Here is a 16175-nt window from a genome sequence, read left to right as displayed (position 1 = left end):
CCTTTTTTTTGTGCAGCGCAGTCCCATTCGGCAGTATTTAGAAAAAACAAGTAACAGGTAGAAATTTAGGTCGCGCTTTAAGGTCTAAAGATCGTATGCGAACAGATTTTAAAATTTAGATTAATTATATTATTTTGTTCTTTTTAGCGTTTTAATTAAAACTGATAATCATGAAAAGACAATGGAAAGTAATGCCTGTTCTCTTAGGACTGGGCCTTTTGGTCGCGAGCTGCGGCAACAGCAAATCCAGTGAAGGTGGTGAAGATGCTAAGGAGAAAGAGGCTGGGATTTCGGATGTAGTTAAGGGAGTATCCAACTTGGGTAATCTGAGTGATGGAGCAAAAAAATTGGAAGACCTTCAAGCCAAACTTAAATCCGAGAAACCCTTAAGTTCGGAAGAGTTGAAGGCTTTTTTACCGGAAAGCTTAGATGGTTTAAAAAGAACGTCCTATTCTGGCGGATCAATGTATGGGGCAGAAGTTGTATCTGGAGAGGCTACGTATACTGTCGATAACCAGAAGGAAATTAAAGTCAATATCATTGATGGTGCGGGCGAGACAGCTTCGGCAATCGTGGGCTTGGCGCAAATGGGCTTCATGGTAGATTCAGAGAAAATTACAGATACTGAAATAGAAAAAACTGGCGAATTTGAAGGTAAACGAGCAAAAACAACAGATAGCAAAGGAGTGGAAGGCTCAACGGCAAAAAGCTCCGAAATAAGTTATCTCGAGAAAGACCGCTATCTGATTACCCTTCGGGGGAATGGGTATAGCCTCGACGAGCTGAAAGGATTTTTGGCAAAATTGAACCTCAGCGCACTGAAATAATAGAAAATATAATTTCAGTTAAGCAGGAAATGCATAGTTGATATGGGAAAGGCTCAAACATTGGTTTGGGCTTTTTTTAAAGCAGGCAGCGTTGTTTCGCAATGTATAAGAAAAGGATATTTGGAAATTATGTCGAACTATAGGACGAAGCTAATAAATTTGTTTTTGTTGGCAAATTTACCTTAGTTTGTGCTGAAACATTTCAATATGAAGATACTAAAATTTTCCATCAATCTTTGTGTCGCAACAGCATTATTGGCTTCCTGTGCGGGAGGTAAATACGCGAAGACTGAAAAGGTATATAAAAAGCAAGCAAAAGAATTTTCAAAACTCTATAAACAATCGCCTGTCATCGGTCAATTGGAGAAGGTGAATGTCAAAGAACAACAATGGATCGCCTCGATTAATTTTGGCATCCGTAAACCAAATTTTGTTGTCATTCATCATACTGCACAGGATTCTTTGGGACAGACCATCCGTACATTTCATTCCGCGAAAGCAGGTGTAAGCTCCCATTATGTGGTTGGTCGGGATGGAAAAGTAGTACAGATGGTCAATGACCTGTATCGTGCGCATCATGCGGGCTTGGGGAAATGGGGTAATGATACGGACCTCAATTCTTCTTCCATTGGCATCGAGCTCGATAATAATGGGACTACTGATCCTTGGACTGATGCCCAGATAAACGCCTTGACGCAGTTGTTGACTTATTTAAAAACGACCTATAGAATCCCGCAGGCAAATTTTATTGGACATATGGATTTGGCACCAACCCGAAAAAATGATCCGTCACGTTTTCCTTGGAAAAAACTGGCTGATCAAGGATTCGGCTTTTGGTATGAGGACTATTTAGAGGTGCCTCCAGCAGACTTTAACCCAAAAATGGCCTTACGTATTATCGGTTACGATGTAAGTAATCTCGATGCGGCAATAAAAGCATTTAAGATTCACTACATTCAGCAGGACGTAAATACAGCGTTCATGAGTGAGAATGATCTTAAAATTCTGTATTCCATCTATAAAAAATTCTTATAGCGATTCGCTAAACTAAAGGCAAAAAAAGATCCTGGTTCTTAAAAGGCAGGATCTTTTTTTTGCAGGGTATAAGATTGTTATAATTTGTTTTTATATATACGAAAGTAAGTATCAAAAGCACGTTGATAGATTAGTTTGAACCAGGGAGTAAACTGCTCGGGTGAGTGTTGTATTTCATTTTGAATTTCCTGTTGGTTCATGTATTTTGTTGCGGCAACTTCTTCTTCGTTAATTTCTGTAGTTCCATTAAATTTTCCGAATAAGACATAATCGAATTCATGCTCCGTAAGTCCGTTGTCAAATTGAGCTTTATAAACGAACGAGAAGACATCTTGAAGAGCTGTTGCAGTAATTCCTAATTCCTCCATTAAGCGCCTTTTGGCGGCGTCTACGTTACTTTCTTCCAGGCGCTGATGCGAACAGCAGCTATTAGTCCAAAGTCCGCCACAGTGGTATTTACTTAATGCTCTTTGTTGCAGGAGCAATTCGTCTTGCTCATTGAACAAAAATACACTAAAAGCACGGTGCAATAGCCCCTTTTCATGGGCTTCATATTTCTCCATGCTACCAATCATCCTGTCATTGCTGTCAACCAGTATTACATTTTCTTGCTTCATAAGGCACAAAAATAAATATAGCCCAATTTAAGAAAATTGGGCTATATAATAAATTATAATTTTGGAGATAATCTGCTTATACGGTTTTTACAAATTTCTCATCGTAATTTTCAATATCTATGATATAGCCGTTTTTAATTAAGAATTCAAATAAAGGTTTGGCTTCTTCAGAAACCGGCATATTGTGCGTTGTAATAATCTTATTTTCTTTTTTCAAGAGATAAGGATATGCGTAGAGTTTCACATTTTTATTGAACATCCCCGAGATATAGGAAAGAAGTTCATTGGTGTATAACTCTTTATTATAATTATCTGAATTGAAAATGTTCTTTAAATTGTAAACGTTGGTTGCAATTCCAATGTTCTTAGGCTTAAAGTTGCTTATAAACTCGGCTAAATGATTATTTCTTCTAAAGTTGCTAACGATAATATTATTGCCTGTCGCACATAGTTCGTCAGCCCTAGAAGCAAATTCTTGCAGGTCTTCATCTGTAATTTCATGTGTATCTTCCAACACATTTCCCATCAGGACTTCAATTAATACAATGGTGTCTGCGTCAGTTGCACCCGTATTTTTTTTGAACTGTTCAACGGCAAGATTGAAGAGATCAAAGTTTGGAAGGGATTTCTGACGGTATTTGGTACGAAGTAAAATAATGTTCTTTTTGTACAGATAATCTTTGATTTGTACCGCTTTACCATCAGGCTGGAATATTGCGGCTTTAGCAAATCCTTTTGCAATCAGGTATAAGTTGATTAGACGTTGGTTGACGTTTTCAAATAGAGGCCCGTTTAATTTAACCAGGTCAATCTCAACGGAACCAACAGAAAGGTTATCGACCAATGATTCGATCATGGTCTGCACATTGTCTGTATAATAATAAGCCGCAAATAATAGGTTTACACCAATTATACCTAAAACTTTTTGTTGCAATTGGTTGTCGCTGTCTAGTAGTCTTACATGGACAATGATATCATTTGTAGGGCCTCCAACTTCATGTTGGAAGCGAAGTCCGATCCAGCCGTGAGGTTCATTTGTCTTGGTGAAATTGAGGGTTGTTACCGTATCTGCAAAAGCAAAGAATTTTTTGTTGCAGTATTTATCGCCATGAAGTCGTTGGGTAAGAAGATTGAATTCATGGGAGAGCATTTTCTTTAAACGTGTTCTGCTGACATATCGACCATCAGCCTCTTCACCATAAATTGCATCACTGAAAGCCATGTCGTAAGCTGACATTGTTTTAGCAATTGTGCCTGATGCTGCTCCTGCGTTGAAAAAGTTACGTGCGACTTCCTGTCCAGCACCGATCTCTGCAAAGGTTCCATAAATCTCTGGGTTTAGATTTATTTTCAGGGCCTTTCGCTTGGTTTCAAAAATTTCTCTTGCCATGATGCAAAGGTACAAAAATCAGCAAGCTAGTGAAAATTAAAAGTATGAATGAAAAAAACAGAATAAAATTAGGCTTGTTTTATAACAAGCCTAATTTGTTGAAAGCATAGAATAGCGCACTAGCATGTAGTGCCTGACTGAATTTGTTGTCCAGCAACATGCTTTTTGCTTCTTCAAGCGGTATACGATAAACATCGATTTCTTCATGTTCATCTAATGCCTGTTCCTGAACTTTTTTACCCCCCGTCATCAGATAGGTATAGGTAATATTGCCACTTGTCGCCGGGTTGGCATAAAGCGTGGCGATTTCTTCAATCTGATCAAATTGATAGCCTGTTTCTTCAAGCATTTCACGCACAGCAGCATGTTTAGGATCTTCTCCTGCTTCTGTTGTCCCTGCGGGAATCTCCAATGAAATAATGCCCGCTCCATGGCGGTATTGCTTAATGACCAGAAGTTCGTTCTGCTCAGTAATTCCAATCATATTTACCCAATCTGGATACTCCAGTACGTAATAATGGTCATTGATCCGTCCATCCGGAAGCTCACAGGTATCTCTGCGCAGTGTAGCCCAAGGCTCTTTACAGATATATTCAGAGGATAATAGTTTCCACTTTTCCATTAGCTTACAATATCTTTCATCATGCGGTCAACCTTTTCTTCCAAAATAGTTTGTACATCGAAATAATCAGCAGTATCTTTCAAGCTTTCTTTTACAGAACAGTAAAATTTAATCTTGGGTTCAGTTCCCGATGGTCTGGCAGAAATCACATCGCCATCTACTGTTATAAATTGCAATACATCAGATTTAGGCAATGAGATCGCTCTTCTCTCCCCTGTACTCATATCTGTGATTTGGGAAAGCTGATAGTCCCTGATTTCTTTGACTTTTATTCCACCGAGTGTGGTTGGTAGATTATGACGTAAGCCATTCATCATGGCTTGAATTTCTTCGGCACCAGCCTTTCCTTTTTTAGTTAGGGAAATGAGCTTTTCTTGATAACAGCCAAATTCTTTGTAGATATCTAATAGAACTTCGTAAACTGTTTTTCTTTTTGTTTTGAAATAGGCGGTCATTTCGGCTAGGAAAGCACAAGCGTTTGGAGCGTCCTTGTCACGCACTAGATCGCCTACTAGATAGCCATAACTCTCCTCTCCGCCTGCAAGATATTGTGCTGAATCACCTAGGTTGGTAATCAATTCACCAATATATTTGAAGCCTGTAAGTGTTTCATAATGTTTTACACCATAGTGATCTGCAATATCGGATTGTAAATTACTAGTTACGATAGTTTTTACAATATATGGATTCGATCCGAGTTGTTTTAGTTCACTTTTTGCACTGAGGACATAGTATATCAATAAACTGCCGATCTGATTACCATTGAGCAGTTGAAATTGTCCCTTATTATTTTTTACGGCAATCCCGACACGATCAGCATCGGGATCTGTTGCCAATACAAGGTCAGCATCAATTTCTTCCCCTTTTTTCTTTGCTAAGGCCATTGCATCTTCCTCTTCGGGGTTTGGATAGATTACCGTTGGAAAGTTGCCATCGGGCGTGGCCTGTTCAGCAACGACTGAAACATTTTCAAATCCCCAGGCTTCTAGCATTTTAGGAACAATGGTAATTCCGGTACCATGTATCGGCGAAAAAACAATTTTCAAGTTTTTTTGAGCCAGTACCGCTTCCGGATGAATACTTAATGTTTTATTGGCATTGATATAGCGCTGATCGATTTCTTCCCCAACAGGAATGATGTTTTGCGTATTCCCGTCAAATTCAATAGCGCTCACTGAACTGATTGCGTTTACTTCGTCGATTACATTTTTATCATGAGGTGCAGTCAGCTGGCAGCCATCGTTCCAGTAAGCCTTATAACCATTGTACTCCTTTGGGTTGTGTGAAGCCGTTAGCATAACACCGCTCTGACAGCCGAAATGACGAATGGCAAACGACAACATTGGGGTCGGGCGCAATTCGGTGAACAGATGTACCTTGATGCCGTTGGCGGCAAAAACGTTGGCAACCAGCTGGCCAAATGCCTGCGAATTGTTGCGGCTATCATAAGATACCGCTACTTTAATCTCCTGATCTGGGAATTGTTTCTTTAAATAGTTGGCTAATCCTTGCGTGGCTTTGCCGATCGTATACTTATTCATACGATTGGAGCCCACACCCATAATGCCCCTTAAGCCACCGGTTCCAAACTCAAGATCCCTGTAAAAAGAATCCGTAAGTTCTGTCTCTTCATTATTGTCAATTAAATCCTGAACTGCCTTTCGAGTTCCTTCATCATAACTTGGGGTTAACCAATCTTCGATTTTCCTTTGTATGTCTTTATCTAAATTTTTCATTATCGTTAAGTTTGGTTAAAATGTACAACATATTATGCGTCACATCCGGCATAAGCGCGGTCTATGGCTGTAATATACCATTTTTCTCCCTCTTTTGTCACATGAAAAACAAAGGGTTCTTCATGTTCATTGGAGGTCATAATGGCTCTATAACTTTTGAATTCTATATTTCTTAGTCGCTGTAATTCAGTATTACTAATTTTGGCGTCAAGAATTTCATTCATGAACTTTGCCGTTTGAGATAATTCATTGGGGCGGGATTTTCTATCGTAATAGAATCCGGCTTTATCCCACTTCATCGTACCACAATCAAAAATAGGTAGTTTTCCGGACTTCAATGGACCCTTGTATGTTAACTTTTCATAAGAATGGTACTCTGGTACAGGCTTAGAAAAATTAAAACTGTTTTGGTGTACATAAGAGTCTAGTGCGCCTGGACGATAAATAATGTAGATTCCTAATTTGGGATGTATATAGGAATTTATTGTTTTACTGTCCTGTTCTGAATATGCCTTGGCAAGTTTCTCCAGTACCTCCTCCAGCGTTTCGGAGTTCTCTTTCTTTACTTCCTTTTCAGTCGTGTCAGGTTTTTGTAGGGTATCCACAGGAATTGAATCCTGTACGATTTTTACAGCCTTATCTTCTTTTTTACTATTTCTGCAGGAGATTGTGCTTGCAGTGAGACAAATAAGAATAAAGAAAAAGAGATTTCTCATGATGATTTTGTTTAATATTACTTCTTTGAAGTCAAGTTTTCAATAATTGACTTTAGAATAGAGCGCGTTGACGGAAGCCACCATTGTTCGAGGATGCGCTGGATTGTCTCTTCTCTATTCTCGCGCAATTTAAGGATTATTTCCTTTCGGAAGTTCAATTTGGATGTCTGCCAGGTCTTTTGGTTGAACTGCGTGATCTGTTTTATCTTTTTTGTTGCGGTATTGAAGAGTATATTAGCGGGAACAATGTCATCGATAAGCCCCTGTGTTTTTGCATCTACAGGAGAGAGCAATTTACCTTCGAGCAAATTCTGATAAGCATTCCGTTTTCCGATCCAAAATGCATAAAGCTGAAATATACTTTCAGGGACGATGAGTCCGACTGGAATTTCATTAAGGCCAATCACAAAATTCCCTTCGGCCATAATGCGATAATCGCAGCAGAGTGCCAGTACGCAGCCCCCAGCTGGGCTATGACCAGATATTGCAGCGACGAGCGGCTTTGGAAAAGCGGCCAGTAGCGATGTCGCCTCCAAGAATAAATTCCAGAATTCCTGAATCTGTTCTTCATCGTATTGGAATAAGGTAATTAGATCGAGTCCTGCGCTAAAGAAGTTTTCCTTGCCAATCAATATTGCACCATAAATGGCTTCATTTTGCTGGGAAGATTCCAAGGTGTCTATCAGTTCCTTCAATAGCTGAGTGTCGATGGCATTTGACTTCCCCCTGTCGAGGAAAATACTTAAAATATGATCTTCTATTTTGGTTTTAATATGTTGCATAACCTTGTTTTTAAATATAACGATTTGTTTGCGCTGCTATTGTGGTTTTACCTCTATTAGATACTCCAGATGAGCAATTTTTCCATCCATGCTTATTCCCTCAACGGTTAGTTTGTAAGTCCCAGGTTCGTCAGAAGTAAAGAAATCGAAATGTGTTTTTCCTTCTTTCTGCGTAATCAGATTTGGTTCCCATGCGATTGTTGTCCGTAGATCGCGTGTAAGCTTATGTTGGATTGTTGCATCATATTGGGGCTTGAAAAAGGTTCGGGGTACATATAGCCCTTTTGGCGTGATCGTTAGAATTCCTGTGGGTGTATAAGATGAAGCAATTGCATCTCCGGATTTACTGGTAATCACAATAACACCACTGCCTCCATACATGCCATAAATTGCCGTGTTTCCAATGCTACGCAAGACTTCAACACTCGCAATGTCCGCAGTATTGATCATATCTATTTGCTCGGGTTCAATATACATTCCATCGAGAACAACTTGCATCGGACTATTCATCGATCTTGTGCTGTAAGGGATTCCATTTCGAAAAATAACACCATTTAGCCGTCCATTGAGGCATTGAGCAAATGTAGCACAGCCAGATAATTCGTCTGCAGAGATCACTTGATCGGCATTTCCTGGCCCATTGAGGTTTCTGGAGTTCTTGTCAGCTTTATTTGTTCGTACTCTATTGACCTGTACCTCTTCCAACCGAATGCTCTTTTGGATTATGCCCGCCGCTTCCAATTCGCCAAGGAATTGTTGGCTATTTTTCAGTTGTGTAAGCAGCGTGGTATTGATGTCGTTGACCAACAAGGGTTGATCTTTACTCGGATTTAGAGGAGGGGTAAGCGGGTTGTCGATAACAATATCAACTCTTTTTTTCTCTTTAGGGCCATCACCTGTCACAATAAACTTGACGCTGTCTGCAAATAAAAGTTCGTCAAATGAAAATCGGCCATTATTGTCTGTCAGCGTATCTACACTCAGCAACATATTGCTCGTCGGTATTAAGGTTACTTTAGCATTTGGAACCACAGCCTTGCGGGCCGTTTTCTTGATGGTCCCAGCGATGGTAAGTCCTTTTTCAGGAAGGAGCGAAGTTGTTGATGTACTTATGTAATTCTTCCAGTCCAACTTGCGCCAACCTTGGATCAACATGAGATTGTCCAGTTCTGTCAGTTTGATGTTCGTTAAATCCGCAAAGTAGTAATTGGGACGTTCAATAAAGCCACGAAGATCAGATTTCAATAGAAGCTCCGAGACAATAGATGAATAATAGCGGTCTGTCGTAGAATCAACCTTACTGAGGTTTACCACTGATGCAGAAAGCGCGGCAAACCTCGTGGTGTCACTATCTTCATACTTAACCGAAAGATCCGCGATCACTTTATCGCGTGTTGTGAAGCTAAGCTTGTTGAGTTCTACGGAGACAGGAAGTAAAGTCGATGTCGTATTGTAGTTAAACACCAGTCTTTCCACAATAGGAATCATTTGGTCTGTTAAGATAGACAACTGTAAAACTCCGGATGGCAGGTTTTTTTTGGGGATATTGAATAGGATCTCCGCTCCGTTTAGTTTCTGCTTGGCGGCATGAAGTACAAGGCCATTGTATTGGGCTATTAGATAAATATCTTTGCCATTAACCAAGTCTGCAGTAGCGGAAAGTTGTGCTGCAATCTTATCTTTTAGTACCGAATTTACGGTTAGAACATATCCGGAATTCTGTACAGGCGGTAATGACGCACTTGTTGACGATCCATCTTCGAAAAGTGCTGTAGCGACGTATTTTTTTCCTGTCTGTAAGACGAGCGGGATACTTCCCATTCCCAGTGCATTGGTTTCAAAATCGGCAACTGTTGTTTGATTTTCCTCCACAACTTTTATTTTTGCTTTTTTTCCTAAACCATTAGGGCTAAGGATTTTGAACCCAGTTTTGGATAATATGTTGTTGACTAGTTCGCCACTTTCGGGGAAAATTTGGATGCTATTTTGGTTGTTTGGATCCGGGATGACAAAACTTTTTAGAATACGTCTTTTATCCAGCGAAAGAAATTGTAAAGACAGTGTCCCGCCTTTAAAATCATCTTTCAATTCCAGCGCTATTGTTCCATTATCGTTTGATTTCAGTCGGCCGGATTTCTCTTTATTGTTGTTCGGTTGTAGGGTATAACTGATGTTGTTATTAATCAGCGGGGCTCCCTGAATGGTTTTCAGATTAATCTGGAACATGTTTTCTGTTCCGTTTTTGACCAGTTCACTTTTCGTTATGATATGATCAGATCGACCATTTGTAATGGGGACGACGCGTTCATAGAAATTGGCTACAGAGTCATTTTGCATCCATCGGGTAAATGATCTAACGCGGTAGGAGCCTTCTTCCAAAGTGTCCGGCAGATTGAAGTCGCCTATACTTAGACCGAGTGTAATAGGAATTTTGATACTCTTAATGATCTTATTGGTGGGAGAAATCAATTCTACATTAGCAATTTTACTGATGTTGCTCAAATAATTAAAAGGGGCGGTGGTACAGTAAAGTTTAAACCACATAGTTTCGCCAGCCGAATAATCATTTTTGTCCAAATGGAGATAAATCTTTTCCTTGATGTGCCGTTCATGGTAAGTATCCAGTTTCTGCAAGGTCTGATCGATCTGGGCCGACGCCAGCAAAGCGAATAACAGGCAGTTTACTAACAGCAGTAATTTAGCGTACATATGACTAATGTTTTATGAAAATTAGAAAATATTTTTCCTTTAATCAATTTATAAATCAAAATATTAGTCTCATTTTAAACGATCTGATACCTTAAAATTAGCATAAAAAAAATATCTTTGTGTTATGAATATCCTAATAATCGGTTCAGGAGGTCGTGAATCTGCCTTCGCCTATAAGTTGTCGAAAAGTCCACGTTTAGATCAATTGTTTATTGCTCCAGGAAATGCTGGAACAGGTGCGTATGGTCAGAATGTAAATATTAAAGTTACTGACTTTGCTGCTATTGCTTCCTTCGTTTTGGAGAATAACGTGCAAATGGTGCTCGTCGGTCCCGAAGAGCCTTTGGTAAAAGGTATTCATGATTATTTTTTAAATCGGGAAGATTTAAAAGATATCCCGGTAATAGGGCCGCAACAGGAGGGGGCTCAATTGGAGGGCTCAAAAGATTTTTCAAAGCAATTTATGGATCGCCATGGCGTACCTACGGCTGCTTCAAGATCGTTTGATGCAACATCGTTGGAAGATGGATTGGCTTACCTTGAAACGCAAAAATTGCCGATTGTGCTTAAGGCCGATGGTTTAGCTGCAGGCAAAGGAGTGTTGATCTGTGAGACGCTGGAAGATGCTAAAGCAGAGTTAAAGGCGATGATCGCAGATTCAAAGTTTGGAGAAGCTAGCCGAGTTGTGGTTGTTGAAGAATTCTTAAAAGGAATTGAATTGTCTGTTTTTGTTTTGACAGATGGGAATTCATATAAAGTGCTTCCTTCTGCAAAAGATTACAAACGTATTGGAGAGGGGGATACAGGCCTAAACACGGGGGGCATGGGATCGATATCTCCGGTTCCTTTTGCAGATGAGACATTTTTGAATAAAGTAGAAGAGCGTATTATTCGGCCGACAGTTGAAGGACTTAAAAAAGATGGCATTCCATATAAAGGATTTATTTTCATCGGTTTGATGAATGTGGAAGGAGAGCCTTATGTCATCGAGTATAATGTTCGTATGGGAGATCCAGAGACTGAATCTGTATTGCCGCGTATTGAATCGGATCTGTTAGATTTGCTGGAAGGTGTTGCACAGGGTAATCTGGAGCAACGTTCCTATACGGTATCTCCTAAAACTGCCGTAACTGTCATGTTGGTTGCGGGAGGTTATCCTGGAGATTATGAGTCGGGAAAAGAGATCGCCAATATTGAAAATGTCAAAGAATCCATCGTATTTCAAGCAGGTACGAAAGAAGTAGATGGTAAGATTGTTACTGCAGGTGGACGTGTAATTGCTGTTACCACATTGCAAGATTCGCTGTTCGAAGCCCTTCAGCAGGCAACTGCAGATGCCGGAAGGATATATTTTGAAGGTAAATACTTCAGAAGAGATATCGGTTTCGACCTTATTTAAAAAATATTTAAAATTATTTTTGGAATACTGATTTTAAGGTCTATATTTGCAACTCCAAAAACAACAATGTTATTGGAGTTGCATTAAAAGGCCCGTTCGTCTAGGGGTTAGGACGCAAGATTTTCATTCTTGAAACAGGGGTTCGATTCCCCTACGGGCTACAAAAGATAAAAACCTGCAAATATTTTGCAGGTTTTATAGTTTATAAGAGTACCAAAATATTCAATTATTCTCATAAAAAAAGTGAGTAATTCGGTGAGTAACTTTTTAGAAGATAATTACTGACTGGAATCAATAAGCACTCTGGTAATCAAATCCATATATTGGACATCTTGACTTCATTTTACGGCATATCAGGCATGTTGATCATGCCTTTATAGTGGGCTAGGAATTTTACTTGCAATCTACGGCAAATTGCTCTGCCGTAACCACTGCTAAATACATCAAGAATTTTAGAAAGATCATGAATCTCTGCCTGGCACACCGTTGAATAAAAATCGCCTGATCCAGAAAATCGGCGACAAAAAGACACTCCCTCGCGATGCTCGGGGCAGTCTTTTTGCTTTTCAATCAGTGCAACCCCTTTGACAAAATTCACCGAAACACAAACCCTCTTTCTTCATTTTATCAAACTGATTGCGATCATGTGGCGAGGGATATTCAATATCCCGTTTGTTAATCCTATTAAACTTGATGTGGCCTGTAGATGAATTGATGAGCGAATCGTTTAATATGGATGAGGTATTAAAAGTGAGTGTTGCTTTCCGCAACAGCGGTTTACTAGCAAAATGGTCCTTGAAACTATATTATTGTAAAGACCCCGCAATGATGCGGGGCTTGTAAGATGGAACTCCTATGATCTAGGTTCCCATAATTGAATCTTATTACCCTCCGGATCAACGATATGAACGAATTTCCCGTAATCATACGTGGCGATATCGTCAAGGATGGTGACCCCTTGTGATTTGAGTTCCTCAACAAGGGTTTCCAGGTTGTCAACCCGGTAATTGATCATAAAGTCTTTTTCCGATGGATGGAAATAATCAGAACTTTCCGGAAAGGGATTCCATTGAGTGATGCCTTCCTTCCCTGAATCTTTTTCCAGCCATTCGAAACTGGTGCCGTAAGGTGTGGTATCAAAGCCCAAGTGCGCTTTATACCATTCATTAACCGCTTTGGAGTCCTTGCATTTGAAGAAAATTCCACCGATGCCTGTCACTTTTTTCATAATTCTATTTATTTATGTTTATTCTATCTATAAATGGTTGGAGAGCCTTACATCCTTAATTTCCTTATCGGAATGCAGAACTCCAGTTCAAAATGTTCCCAGTTGCAGAGTTGTTCTTTGTTTTTGAATATCTCCAATGCGTGAAGATGCTCGCACTCTGAGGCAATAATCCTTAGTTTGTTTTCTGAGAATCGCAGCAACCTGGCTGCCTTCTCCATTCTGATCCTATTTGTGAAGTTTTTGACGGTTTCACCTGTTACGGATTTAAATAAACGATGAAAGTGGAATGGCGAGAAGCAGGCAATTGCAGCCAACTCCTCAAGAGATAAGTTGTGATCAAGGTTACTATTGATATGGTTAATTACCTTGTTAATACGTTTTTTATACAGTTCAGTTGAAGATGGCATTCTTTAATAACATGATTTTAAATAGCTGGTCAGGCTCAACACTTTTTTACGCTCAGAATTGGAAATTACCTCCTCATACAAAAATATGATACCGATAACCAATGATGCGACCATAACAGAACACTTTTAAGTTGTCATCTAAATTTACGAAATTTCCTCTACGCTACCATGAAAAAGAAATCCGCTCTATTTTTCGGGATTTCCTGGCTTAATCGCTATTATTCAATTCGATATTGATCTGCTTTTCATTTCCAAAGCTGTCCGACGAATAGTAATTTCTACAAACTATTTGTAAGACTATTGGTTATATCTAGATATAAAAAAATAGTTTTTATGATTGGAATAGTAGGTGGATTGGGCCCTTATGGAGGTCTAGATATTGCAAAGAAAATTATAGATGAAACGGCGGCAAGATCCGATCAGGAACACTTGCCGCTCTTGTTATTCTCATGTCCAAATTTGATCCCTGACCGAACGGCGTATTTATTGGATAAATCCAATGTTAATCCAGGTAAGGCTATTGCTGCAATTTTAAGACAACTTGAAACGGCTGGAGCGACGATAGCCGCGATTCCATCCAATACAGCACATGCAGAGCCTATTTTTTCCGTCGTTCAAGATGAAATGGCGCGTGTGGGAAGTGGGTTGAAACTCTTGCATATCGTTCATGAAACGGTTCGGTTTGTAGTGGAAAACTATCCCGACACAACAGTAGGCATTTTATCTACCGCTGGAGAGCAGATCTGCAGTTTATATCGGGAAGCTTTTATTCGAAAAGGTTTCGTTTTTGTTGAGCCAGAAGGAACACAACAAGAGAAGGTAAATAATGCAATCTATGATGAAGACTATGGAATAAAGGCCCAGCCGGTACCGATCGCGAATAAAGCGAGAGAAGATCTATTGTTGGTTATGGACGACCTGAAAAAGAAAGGCGCACAGGTCATTATTTTGGGTTGTGCAGAGTTGCCTTTTGCTATTCCCGAACGGGATCACAATGGGATGATTCTCATAGACCCGAATAGAATTCTCGCTCGTGCACTTGTTCATTCGTTTGCTCCGGATAAGCTAAAACCATTGTAGTGATCTCTTTTTACAAATTGTCATATTGTCAACGTAAATTACTGTTGGTGTGGGTTTTGCCTCTTTGTAAGTAGAAGCTTATGCAGTAAGGAGGACAAGATGCAACAGATGATATACCGTGAAAATGATCGGGGCCATGTTGATTTCGGCTGGCTGAAAAGTGCACATTCATTCAGTTTTGGACAGTATCTTGATCCCGAAAGAATGAATTTTGGTGCATTGCGGGTATTGAATGACGATCAGGTAGAGGGCGGACAAGGTTTTGATCGGCATGGTCACCACAATATGGAAATTGTTAGTATACCACTCGAAGGGACACTTATACACCAGGATAGTCTAGGCAATGGCCGTACGATTCAAACAGGAGAAGTGCAGATCATGTCTGCAGGTACAGGTGTGCAGCATGCCGAGTTTAATAGCAATCAGAAGGATCTTGTTAAATTTTTACAAATTTGGGTAATCCCCAACGAAATAGGGTTGGAGCCCAGATACGATCAGAAATCCTACCTTCAACTGGGTCGGAACAATAAATTTGCAACCATTGTTTCACCGGATAAAATGGATCACCATGCTGTACATATACATCAGGATGCCTATTTTAACTTGGGAGACCTAGAGGCGGGTAAAAAGATAGACTATACTGTTCATTCGGAGCAAAATGGACTTTATCTTTTTGTTTTGGAAGGAAAGATCGCTGTAGCAAATGAAATGCTTTCAAGAAGGGATGCCATTGGTTTATACGAAACAGAAAAAATAAGCATTGAGGCTTACTATGATGCATCATTGCTGCTAATTGAAGTGCCGATGTATTAGGTCGATGAAAATGAAGCTTACTATGATATATCGTTATTGCTGATTAAAGCTCCGATGTATTGGATCGATAAAGAGTTATTCTTGAATAGGGAGGTCATTTGATAGATCTCCCTATTTTTCTTAAATTGGATGAAGAAGATATAAACTCATGGATAACCTATTTCAACCTTTCGAAACGCGAGACATTTTGCTTATTATGTTATCAGTCTTAATAGGCCTGCTGATCGGGATTGAACGTGAATATCGCAATAAGTCTGCGGGTTTGAGGACGTTTATATTGGTGAGCTTTGGATCTTGTCTTTTTACGATTCTTTCGTTAAAAATTGGCTTGGCAAATCCAGATCGATTAGCCGCAAATATTATTACGGGTATCGGTTTCCTAGGTGCAGGCGTGATTTTCAAAGAAGACAATAAAGTAAGTGGTATAACGACCGCTACGACAATTTGGGCTACAGCTTCTTTAGGTATGTGTGTTGGTGCCGGATATATATTTTTAGCTTTTATTGGTGTGGGCTTGGTTCTGATGATATTAGCGCTGCTAACTTATCTACAAACCTATATTGACAATTATCACAAGATAAAAGACTATGAACTGCAGACCTTATCTGAGGCAGATTTTGAACATACGGAACAGTTAATCCGAAGTATGGGCTTTAAAGCTGTCGTCATAAGTCAACGGTATAACAAAGAAAGTTTGAATACCGTATGGCGATTGACGGGGAATGTTAACCAGCATAGAGCGCTTGTAGAAACCCTGCGGCGTGATAGGCAGGTGGTGGCCTATCAATATTAAGGAATTACGATATTGTTTGCT

15 protein-coding genes and 1 tRNA gene are annotated in these 16175 nt (G+C 39.7%); 7 read left to right on the top strand and 9 right to left on the bottom strand.

Going from position 1 to position 16175, the window contains the following annotated elements:
- Positions 1-170 precede the first annotated feature (170 nt).
- Positions 171-827, top strand: a complete 657-nt coding sequence (locus tag IQ31_RS12845) for a hypothetical protein (protein WP_075990471.1) — start codon at positions 171-173, stop codon at positions 825-827.
- 207 nt (positions 828-1034) lie between these two features.
- The gene (locus IQ31_RS12840) at positions 1035-1862 is read left to right on the top strand and encodes an N-acetylmuramoyl-L-alanine amidase (protein WP_145328235.1); all 828 of its coding nucleotides are present in this window, start codon (positions 1035-1037) and stop codon (positions 1860-1862) included.
- A 77-nt stretch (positions 1863-1939) separates the two neighbouring features.
- Here IQ31_RS12840 and idi read toward each other — a convergent pair whose 3' ends face one another.
- From idi to IQ31_RS12805, 7 genes are all read right to left on the bottom strand, one after another.
- Positions 1940-2479: an isopentenyl-diphosphate Delta-isomerase gene (idi, locus tag IQ31_RS12835; protein WP_088159777.1), complete on the bottom strand. Its 540-nt coding sequence runs from the start codon at positions 2477-2479 to the stop codon at positions 1940-1942.
- A 76-nt stretch (positions 2480-2555) separates the two neighbouring features.
- On the bottom strand, positions 2556-3869 hold the full coding sequence (locus IQ31_RS12830) for a nicotinamide mononucleotide adenylyltransferase (protein ID WP_075990474.1): 1314 nt from the start codon (positions 3867-3869) through the stop codon (positions 2556-2558).
- Positions 3870-3948: 79 nt separating this feature from the next.
- Positions 3949-4491, bottom strand: a complete 543-nt coding sequence (locus IQ31_RS12825) for an NUDIX hydrolase (protein WP_088159778.1) — start codon at positions 4489-4491, stop codon at positions 3949-3951.
- Positions 4491-6227 (bottom strand): phospho-sugar mutase, encoded by a 1737-nt coding sequence (locus tag IQ31_RS12820; protein ID WP_145328234.1) that lies wholly within the window; start codon positions 6225-6227, stop codon positions 4491-4493. Before IQ31_RS12820 ends, IQ31_RS12825 begins: the two co-directional genes overlap by 1 nt.
- Positions 6228-6259: 32 nt before the next feature.
- Positions 6260-6943 (bottom strand): hypothetical protein, encoded by a 684-nt coding sequence (locus IQ31_RS12815; protein WP_145328233.1) that lies wholly within the window; start codon positions 6941-6943, stop codon positions 6260-6262.
- Between the two features lie 17 nt (positions 6944-6960).
- The gene (locus IQ31_RS12810) at positions 6961-7725 is read right to left on the bottom strand and encodes an enoyl-CoA hydratase/isomerase family protein (protein ID WP_088159781.1); all 765 of its coding nucleotides are present in this window, start codon (positions 7723-7725) and stop codon (positions 6961-6963) included.
- A 36-nt stretch (positions 7726-7761) separates the two neighbouring features.
- Complete coding sequence (locus IQ31_RS12805; RefSeq protein WP_145328232.1) at positions 7762-10434, bottom strand: carboxypeptidase-like regulatory domain-containing protein; 2673 nt, start codon at positions 10432-10434, stop codon at positions 7762-7764.
- Between the two features lie 124 nt (positions 10435-10558).
- Between IQ31_RS12805 and purD the strand changes: the two genes are divergently transcribed.
- Together purD and IQ31_RS12795 are read left to right on the top strand one after the other, a co-directional pair.
- The gene (gene purD, locus IQ31_RS12800; RefSeq protein ID WP_112375194.1) at positions 10559-11833 is read left to right on the top strand and encodes a phosphoribosylamine--glycine ligase; all 1275 of its coding nucleotides are present in this window, start codon (positions 10559-10561) and stop codon (positions 11831-11833) included.
- A gap of 89 nt (positions 11834-11922) precedes the next feature.
- Positions 11923-11994 (top strand) — tRNA-Glu (locus IQ31_RS12795).
- Positions 11995-12686: 692 nt separating this feature from the next.
- On the opposite strand, the gene IQ31_RS12790 is transcribed toward IQ31_RS12795, so the two are convergent.
- Together IQ31_RS12790 and IQ31_RS28240 are read right to left on the bottom strand one after the other, a co-directional pair.
- Positions 12687-13061 carry a VOC family protein gene (locus tag IQ31_RS12790; RefSeq protein ID WP_145328231.1) on the bottom strand — a complete coding sequence of 125 codons (375 nt, stop codon included), beginning with the start codon at positions 13059-13061 and terminating at the stop codon, positions 12687-12689.
- Between the two features lie 47 nt (positions 13062-13108).
- Entirely contained in the window at positions 13109-13468 is a 360-nt protein-coding gene (locus tag IQ31_RS28240) for an AraC family transcriptional regulator (protein ID WP_145328230.1), read from the bottom strand.
- Positions 13469-13801: 333 nt separating this feature from the next.
- Between IQ31_RS28240 and IQ31_RS12780 the strand changes: the two genes are divergently transcribed.
- The 3 genes from IQ31_RS12780 (at position 13802) to IQ31_RS12770 (ending at position 16154) form a co-directional block, all read left to right on the top strand.
- On the top strand, positions 13802-14548 hold the full coding sequence (locus IQ31_RS12780) for an aspartate/glutamate racemase family protein (RefSeq protein ID WP_145328229.1): 747 nt from the start codon (positions 13802-13804) through the stop codon (positions 14546-14548).
- A 99-nt stretch (positions 14549-14647) separates the two neighbouring features.
- Positions 14648-15361: a pirin family protein gene (locus IQ31_RS12775; RefSeq protein WP_070562400.1), complete on the top strand. Its 714-nt coding sequence runs from the start codon at positions 14648-14650 to the stop codon at positions 15359-15361.
- A gap of 148 nt (positions 15362-15509) precedes the next feature.
- A complete protein-coding gene (locus tag IQ31_RS12770) occupies positions 15510-16154 on the top strand; it encodes an MgtC/SapB family protein (RefSeq protein WP_070562397.1) in 645 nt (214 codons plus the stop codon).
- Positions 16155-16175: the final 21 nt, after the last annotated feature.

This window comes from Sphingobacterium siyangense, assembly GCF_007830445.1.
Lineage (GTDB): Bacteria > Bacteroidota > Bacteroidia > Sphingobacteriales > Sphingobacteriaceae > Sphingobacterium > Sphingobacterium siyangense.
Note: the sequence above shows the minus strand (reverse complement) of the source record. Positions and strands in the feature narration are given on the sequence as shown.

Bases quoted from the DNA above. Each gene is read 5' to 3' on its own strand.
- IQ31_RS12780 (WP_145328229.1), top strand. From the start codon at position 13,802: ATGATTGGAATAGTAGGTGGATTGGGCCCTTATGGAGGTCTAGATATT.
- IQ31_RS12790 (WP_145328231.1), bottom strand. From the start codon at position 13,061: ATGAAAAAAGTGACAGGCATCGGTGGAATTTTCTTCAAATGCAAGGAC.
- IQ31_RS28240 (WP_145328230.1), bottom strand. From the start codon at position 13,468: ATGCCATCTTCAACTGAACTGTATAAAAAACGTATTAACAAGGTAATT.
- IQ31_RS12805 (WP_145328232.1), bottom strand. From the start codon at position 10,434: ATGTACGCTAAATTACTGCTGTTAGTAAACTGCCTGTTATTCGCTTTG.
- IQ31_RS12830 (WP_075990474.1), bottom strand. From the start codon at position 3,869: ATGGCAAGAGAAATTTTTGAAACCAAGCGAAAGGCCCTGAAAATAAAT.
- IQ31_RS12820 (WP_145328234.1), bottom strand. From the start codon at position 6,227: ATGAAAAATTTAGATAAAGACATACAAAGGAAAATCGAAGATTGGTTA.
- IQ31_RS12815 (WP_145328233.1), bottom strand. From the start codon at position 6,943: ATGAGAAATCTCTTTTTCTTTATTCTTATTTGTCTCACTGCAAGCACA.
- IQ31_RS12845 (WP_075990471.1), top strand. From the start codon at position 171: ATGAAAAGACAATGGAAAGTAATGCCTGTTCTCTTAGGACTGGGCCTT.
- IQ31_RS12775 (WP_070562400.1), top strand. From the start codon at position 14,648: ATGCAACAGATGATATACCGTGAAAATGATCGGGGCCATGTTGATTTC.
- IQ31_RS12810 (WP_088159781.1), bottom strand. From the start codon at position 7,725: ATGCAACATATTAAAACCAAAATAGAAGATCATATTTTAAGTATTTTC.
- IQ31_RS12825 (WP_088159778.1), bottom strand. From the start codon at position 4,491: ATGGAAAAGTGGAAACTATTATCCTCTGAATATATCTGTAAAGAGCCT.
- IQ31_RS12840 (WP_145328235.1), top strand. From the start codon at position 1,035: ATGAAGATACTAAAATTTTCCATCAATCTTTGTGTCGCAACAGCATTA.
- purD (WP_112375194.1), top strand. From the start codon at position 10,559: ATGAATATCCTAATAATCGGTTCAGGAGGTCGTGAATCTGCCTTCGCC.
- idi (WP_088159777.1), bottom strand. From the start codon at position 2,479: ATGAAGCAAGAAAATGTAATACTGGTTGACAGCAATGACAGGATGATT.
- IQ31_RS12770 (WP_070562397.1), top strand. From the start codon at position 15,510: ATGGATAACCTATTTCAACCTTTCGAAACGCGAGACATTTTGCTTATT.